This is a genomic window from Syntrophorhabdales bacterium (assembly GCA_035541455.1).
Lineage (GTDB): Bacteria > Desulfobacterota > Syntrophorhabdia > Syntrophorhabdales > WCHB1-27 > JADGQN01.
Genome location: DATKNH010000136.1, coordinates 1 through 6,386, shown reverse-complemented (window position 1 = coordinate 6,386; position 6,386 = coordinate 1). Strand labels below are relative to the sequence as shown.

6 protein-coding genes are annotated in these 6,386 nt (G+C 52.2%); 5 read left to right on the top strand and 1 reads right to left on the bottom strand.

Annotated elements, in window-relative coordinates:
* The 4 genes from VMT71_14915 to VMT71_14900 form a co-directional block, all read left to right on the top strand.
* On the top strand, nucleotides 1-1,270 hold a 1,270-nt coding region (locus tag VMT71_14915), incomplete at its 5' end, for a response regulator (GenBank protein HVN25262.1).
* Between the two features lie 392 nt (nucleotides 1,271-1,662).
* Nucleotides 1,663-3,555 carry an ATP-binding protein gene (locus VMT71_14910; protein ID HVN25261.1) on the top strand — a complete coding sequence of 631 codons (1,893 nt, stop codon included), beginning with the start codon at nucleotides 1,663-1,665 and terminating at the stop codon, nucleotides 3,553-3,555.
* A complete protein-coding gene (locus VMT71_14905; GenBank protein ID HVN25260.1) occupies nucleotides 3,548-3,964 on the top strand; it encodes a response regulator in 417 nt (138 codons plus the stop codon). The genes VMT71_14910 and VMT71_14905 overlap by 8 nt, the downstream gene beginning before the upstream one ends.
* Nucleotides 3,936-4,346 (top strand): response regulator, encoded by a 411-nt coding sequence (locus tag VMT71_14900; GenBank protein HVN25259.1) that lies wholly within the window; start codon nucleotides 3,936-3,938, stop codon nucleotides 4,344-4,346. Before VMT71_14905 ends, VMT71_14900 begins: the two co-directional genes overlap by 29 nt.
* Before the next feature lie 30 nt (nucleotides 4,347-4,376).
* On the opposite strand, the gene VMT71_14895 is transcribed toward VMT71_14900, so the two are convergent.
* Nucleotides 4,377-4,523 (bottom strand): hypothetical protein, encoded by a 147-nt coding sequence (locus VMT71_14895; protein HVN25258.1) that lies wholly within the window; start codon nucleotides 4,521-4,523, stop codon nucleotides 4,377-4,379.
* Nucleotides 4,524-4,753: 230 nt separating this feature from the next.
* Here VMT71_14895 and VMT71_14890 point away from each other — a divergent pair, with 230 nt between their 5' ends.
* Nucleotides 4,754-6,211, top strand: coding sequence for an FAD-binding oxidoreductase (locus tag VMT71_14890; protein ID HVN25257.1), 1,458 nt, complete (start codon nucleotides 4,754-4,756; stop codon nucleotides 6,209-6,211).
* The last annotated feature ends 175 nt before the right edge of the window (nucleotides 6,212-6,386 follow it).

Here is a 6,386-nt window from a genome sequence, read left to right as displayed (position 1 = left end):
CGACGGAACGGTCAAACATGTTCAGACCATCCGGCACCCTGTCCTGAATCAAGCGGGAGATATCGTTCAATTGGTAGGCACCACGATCGATATCACGGAACGCAAAAGACTCGAAGAACAGGTTCGCCAAACGCATAAGATGGAGGCGATAGGAACCCTGGCGGGCGGTATTGCCCATGACTTCAATAATATGCTTTCCGTCATCCTATGGAACGCAGAGCTGGCAAGAGACGACGTTCAAGGCAGAACGAGAACGAACATCGAAGAGATCATCAGCGCCTCGCAGCGGGCTTCGGAACTGGTGAGACAGATTCTCACCTTCAGCAGAAAGAGCGAGTACGAGAAAAACACCCTGAGCCTGACTCCGCTCATCAAAGAGAGCTATAAGCTTCTCCGCGCCACGTTGCCCGCCACCATAGAAATGCAGCTTGAAATAACAACGGCATCGGATACCATCCTTGGCCATCCTTCGGAAATTCAGCAGGTGCTCATGAACCTGGCTACGAACGCATATCATGCTATGCAGGACAAAGGAGGTCGTCTCCTCATCAGCCTGGCCGATTGCACCTTCGGCGGTCACGACACCATGCCTCATGCGGACCTGCAACCGGGACGGTACGTGCAGCTATCGGTGAAGGATACCGGTTCCGGCATAACCGACGATGTCAAAGTGAGGATGTTCGAGCCTTTCTTCACGACGAAGGAGAAAGGCCGGGGAACGGGCCTGGGACTCGCGGTGGTCTATGGCATTGTCAAGAACCACGGCGGTGCCATCAGGGTCGAAACCGGACCAGGCAAGGGCTCGGCCTTCACTATTTTTTTTCCGGCAATCGAGGATGTCGTCGAAGCACGACCACTGAAACGAGCTGTCATGCCGATGGGCAACGAGAGGGTCCTCGTGGTAGATGACGAGCCTTCGGTCGTAAAAGCGACCTCCGAAACCCTTCAGCGTCTGGGGTATCGGGTAATGACGGCAACGACCGGGGCCGAAGCATGGAAAATTTTCTGGTTTGCTCCTCAGGACTTCGATCTTATCATCACCGATGCGGTTATGCCGAAAATGACCGGAATGGCGCTAGCTCAAAAAATGCTTGGGGTTCGACCGGAGCTTCCTATCATTCTCATTACCGGCTACAGCGAAAGTGTTTCTGCCGAAGAGGCGAAAGCGGCGGGCATTAGTGAGTTTCTGATAAAGCCTCTTTCAAAACAAACGTTTGCCGAGACTGTGCGTAAGGTGTTGGACTGCACCGCCAGAGATTCTGACAAGTAGAAAGTCTGGAGAAACTCATCTAATCGTGTTTGCCATGCCATGCTTCCTCGGGGCAATCCTCGTCATGTTCTTCAAAGTCAACGTGCGAAGGGAAAGCGTCGAAAGAATCACGGAGAAGCTGGCAACCATGTAATCACATCTTAAGATCTAGAAGTATCATATATAGATTAAAAAACATCGAAGTCTTTGTATTCCTCCGGCAAAAACCACGGTCATCTCTTCGCGAATTATCGTTATTTTTCGAATAATAGCGACATGCCAAGGTGAATAATGCCGTACTTTTGATGCCTGGTGATGGCACCCAGATTGCTTGTATGAATGTTGTGATGTGGCGGCGTACCGGAGGAGGAGTTTTTTATACAACTCGCTCAAAATTGGTCAGCAGCTTTCTTATGGTGGCACTGCTCGTGGGAGTTGTATCCATATATACGGGAAGACAACTCCTCCACAGCACGGTGCTCCGCCAGACTGAAAGCAGGGTGAGTCTGGACCTGAATGCAGCCAACAGGATCTATCAAGGACAGATTGACACCATTGCCGCAGCAATAAACACCGCGGCCCTTGATAACGAGTTTTCACATTTAATCTCGAGGAGAGACAGAAGAAAACTTGGTTTAATGATGAGAGCTGTCGCTCAAAGTAACGGGCTTGACTTTGCGGGTCTTGCTTCTGCGGATGGGGCAATCATCGTCACGCAAGTCCGGGACGCGCCCGTGGAACTGTCACGAACATCAACCACCAATCCTCTTGTGCAGTATGTTTTAGCCCATAGGAAGGGTGTCGCGGGTACAGTTGTGCTCGACGGGTCTGTTCTCACGCCGGAGAACCAGGCTCTCGCAGAACAAGCACGCCCTGCGTTCGTTCCAACTGCCGCGGCTACGTCGCGCAGAGGTAAAGAAGAACCGGAGGTGATGGCGATTGGTGCCGCCAGCGCCCTGTTCAGGGGTAAAGAGTTGATTGGTGTCATGTATGGTGGGCAGCTTCTGAACGGAAGTGTCAGCTTCGTTGATTCAGTTCGGGACGCCGTTTTTCAAAAAGACACTCATGATGGCAAGAGTGTCGGTGTAACTACGATATTCCTGGGAGACACAAGGATCTCGAGTAACGCCCTCAACCCCGGGGGGCAACGCGCAGTGGGAACGAGAGTCTCTGACAAGGTGCGAAACGTGGTGCTGGTCGGCGGTGAGCGGTGGAGCGACAGAGCCTTCGTGGTAAACGACTGGTACTTGACTGCCTACGAGCCTATAACTGATATCTTCGGGCAACGCGTAGGCATGCTTGCGACCGCCCTGCTGGAGGCAAAGTACCGTGATGTGCAACAGAAGGCATTGACGCCTTTCATGTTTGTCACGATAGCAGGCATGCTCGTGGCCATCGCAATGGGCTTCTTGCTATCCAACAAGATCATGAGGCCGATACGGGCTCTCATTGGGGCAAGCCGCGAAGTTTCGAGGGGGAATTTTGCTCCCGAAATCGGCCCTGCTTCACGAGATGAGATAGGTGTGTTGCAGAAGACCTTCACTGAAATGTTGTCGTCTCTTCAAGAACGAGATGAGCGAAAGGCCATGGAGAGCGAGATTAAACTGCTTCAGTCCGAGAAACAAGCGAGTGTCGGCAGGCTGGCTGCCGGCGTTGCTCACGAAATCAATAATCCATTGACCGGTGTACTCACCTTCACACATATGCTCCTCAGGAGGACAGACCTGGATGAGGAGATGAAAGGCGATCTTACTATTATCGCGAAGGCGACGGAAAGGGTTCGAACCATTGTGAAGGGATTGCTTGAATTCTCCAGAGAAACCGTGCTCGCTCCTGAAGCCACTGACATCGATGAGCTGGTGGCCTCTGCTGTGAAACTCGTCGAGAACAGCGCGTTTCTGAAAGGCGTAAAGCTCTCGTTCGTTCCTCATCGGATGCTTCCGCTTGTAAAAGTGGATAAGAGCGCCATGGAAGGCGTGCTTCTCAACATCATCATGAATGCGCTCGACGCAACCCCTCGATGCGGCAGCATCATGGTGAACACCGGTTTGAGTCTCAGGAGTATTGGAAAGAAGGGTATTGAGATTAGAATAACTGACACTGGACAGGGGATCGCGGCGGAGAATCTGAAAAAGATTTTTGAGCCTTTTTTTACCACTAAGGATGTCGGCCAGGGCACAGGACTAGGTCTCTCTGTCTCATTGGGAATTGTCGAGCGCCATGATGGATCAATCAGCGTCGAGAGTACCATCGGAATGGGGAGCACCTTTACCATTTGGCTCCCCTTGGGAGATGACCATGAATAAACGGAAAATTCTCGTCGTCGATGACGACCCGATCGTATTGGAATGCTGTAAGCGGGTCTTGGCGCTTGAGGACTATTTGGTTACGTGTGTGTCGAGTGCCGACGATGCGTTCGATAACCTGGAAATGGGCTATTTCGACCTTATGATCATGGATGTAAAAATGCCCGAGCAGGATGGGTTCTACCTTTTGCGGAAAGTGAAAGAAAAATGGCCTATGGATCATTATCTTGAACTACCCGTACTGGTGATGACGGGTTACCCGACGCAGGAGACGCTCAAAGAGCTGAAAAAATGCGGTGCACGCTTTATCATTCCGAAACCTTTTACACCGGATGAACTTCAGAAAGCCGTAACGACTGCCTTAAAAAGGAGTATGAGCCATGGAAAAAAAGAAAGCGTTGGTGATTGATGATGACCAGATCGTGCTGGACAGTGTGAGAAGAATTCTCACTGCGGAGAATTTCGATGTGGAGACCACGTTGAACAGCAGAAACGGCATTGCACTTGCTTTGGATAACGATTATGACGTCGTGCTCACGGACATTCGTATGCCCGATATTGACGGCTTAACTGTTGTGCTTAATATCAGGAAGGCAAAGCCTTCGATGCCCATTCTGGTGATTACCGGGTACGCTTCGGTGCGTTCCGCCGTGGAATCAATGAAACGAGGCGCCACGGATTATATTCAGAAACCATTTACCCCCGAGGCGCTTGTCACAAGGGTAGTCTCCTGTATTGAGCAGGCCGCAGACCATCCGCGAAAGGTAAAAGAAACAAGTGATTCACGTTGAGAACAGCTCTATGTAGATTACCCGGACAGTCTACTTAAGCGGCAGAATCACTTTTGTCATATCATCGTCGGTCGGCTCGACGCTGAATCCAAGTTTTCTGTATACTGCCAGCATCTTCTCATTCTCTGTGAGTAGTTCGCCCCGGTAGACCTCTAACCATGCACGCCGTTTCCTCAAGAATCCGGACGACCCTTTTCACGAAGTATCGTTAATTCTCGAAGATTAGTGATGTGCCGGGTGAGACAATGTAAATAAATTCAGCCGCTTGGTAGTGGCACTCGTGTTGCTCTACCAACGTGAGGAGATGGGAAAGATACACGTATAGTTCAACGCCGACAGTCCACTATAGCTTCGGCGGCATATGCGATGAGTCGTAAAGCAGCTGAAATAAGTTCTGAGGAGGTACGATGGCACTCAAAGACGATATAGCAAAAATTGTAGGCAAGGAGAACGTGAGTGATGCCGAGAAAGAGCGCCTCAAGTACTCGCGTGATCATAGTCTGGTCCCCGCGGGCCTTCCTGACGCAGTGGCATACCCAAAAGATTCGCAAGAGGTAAGCGCAATCCTGAAATACTGCAACACGAAGAACATCCCTGTTGTGCCGGTCAGTTCGCGGCAGCACTTTTACGGCTCGACTATTCCCAAGCAGGGTGGTGTGGTCCTGGACCTCAGTCGCATGAACAGGATTCAGGAGATCAACGAGTCGGACAGGACCGTGAGGATAGAGGCCGGTGTTACCTGGGAGCAACTCACTCAGGAACTTGCGAAAAAGGGGATGCGCATGATCATGCCGCTTCTGCCGCCTTCCGATCGGTCGGTGCTCACCGACTGGCTGGAGCGCGAGGTCCCCACGAACACCGTATATGACTACGGTGAGCCCATGCAGGCCATGGAAGTGGTCTGGCCGGGAGCCGAGCCGTTCCGGTTAGGCTCTGCCAGCGTCAACGGCTTCCCCGATTCAAAATCGCGAGGGGGCAACCCTTCAGGACCGGGCATCGACTTCTACCGGTTTGTCCAGGGTGCACAGGGGACCATGGGTATTGTCACCTGGTCACACATCAAGATTGAATGGATCCCGAAGATTGACAAGATCTTCTTCGCGCCCGTAACCGATCTTGAGAACGCGATAGACTTCCTCCACAGGATCCTGCCGCGCAGGATCGGCCAGGAATGTCTCCTGCTCAACGCTATTGACCTGGCCGCCATCCTTGCGGAAAAATGGCCTGAGGATTTTAACAAACTGGCCGCCACGCTTCCGTCCTGGACCCTGATCCTGGTGCTGAGCGGTTTGCAGAGGAGACCGGAAGAAAAGATCGCCTATGAGGAGAAGTTCCTGTCTGAGGTGCTTCGCAATGAGTTCAAGGACCTTGTTCTCACGGATGCCTTACCCGGCTTCCCCGGTGCGGCACGGAAGCTTCTCCCGCTGCTGCGTAAACCCTGGCCGTCGGACGTCCCCTACTGGAAGAACCGGTGGCGCGGCGCATCGCAGAGTTTGTTCTTCATCGCGCGGCCGGGATTTGCTCCGCTCTTTGTCGATGTGGTCAAAGACATCGCAGCGAGCTACGACTACCGTAGCGCCGATATTGGTATCTACATTCAGCCAATCGAGCACAACAGGGCCTGCCAGTTAGAGTTCACGTTCTTCTATGACAAAGATAATGGGCAGGATGTGGCGCTCGTCACAAGCCTCTACCGCAATGCTGCTTCTGCGCTGATGGAGGAGGGAGCCTTCTTCTCACGGCCTTACGGTGAACTTGCCGACATGGTGTATGCGCGAGCCGGAGGCTATGTGGCCGCACTGAAACGGGTGAAAAAAGTGTTCGACCCCAAGAACATCATGAATCCCGGGAATCTCTGTTTTTAAGGAGGAGACGATGCCAACTACGCACTTTAGCCTGGACATACAGAAACTTGATAATTTCGCGTACGACATGAGCCACTGTATCAAATGTAAAGGCTGCTACTGGGTCGAGCACACCTATATGCCGGGGGTCAGGTTCTCGACGCGCTGCCCCAGCAACGTCTGGAATGACTTCGAC